The organism is Phytobacter massiliensis JC163 (assembly GCF_000321045.1).
Classification (GTDB): domain Bacteria; phylum Pseudomonadota; class Gammaproteobacteria; order Enterobacterales; family Enterobacteriaceae; genus Phytobacter_A; species Phytobacter_A massiliensis.
Window position 1 is genome coordinate 1 of record NZ_CAEO01000196.1, and the last position, 482, is coordinate 482.

Annotated in this window: 1 protein-coding gene; it reads right to left on the reverse strand. The window is 63.5% G+C overall.

Annotation, left to right across the window (positions count from 1 at the left end; translation table 11 throughout):
- A partial coding sequence (locus tag ENTHG_RS00185) for a type VI secretion system Vgr family protein (protein ID WP_044172062.1) occupies positions 1–482 on the reverse strand: 482 nt, incomplete at both ends.

Genomic DNA, 482 nt, shown 5'->3' on the forward strand with positions numbered 1-482 from the left:
GAAAATCGTAGTCGTCGAGGCTGTAGATCCCCGGCGTCACGCTGTCGGTCATCGCCCACTGGCTGATCCCCTCTTCCGAGGTGCTGCCGCCGGAGGGAGTAACGTGGTAGGCAATGGTCTCGTAGCCGGCGAAGGGCTGATGGGCGGCGGCGGCATCGGTCAGCACCAGCACATGGCGGTCCGCCTCGTGGCGGAAGTGCCAGCCAATCCCCTCCAGTTCCATCAGGCGGCTGATAAAGTCAAAGCTGCTCTCCTGGTACTGCACGCAGTAGTCCCAGACCCGGTAGCTGCCGGTGAGCTTGTCTTCGAGGTTCACCTGGTACTCGCCCAGCAGGGTTTTGACAATCTGCGGCACCGTCTGCCCCTGGAATATACGCAGGTTGCGGTCACGCTTCATCGGCCACAGGTCCGGCTCGACGGTAAGCTGGTAGACGGCGTAACGGGTGCCGGACATCTCCACCGCGCTCACCGCCACGCGGGTG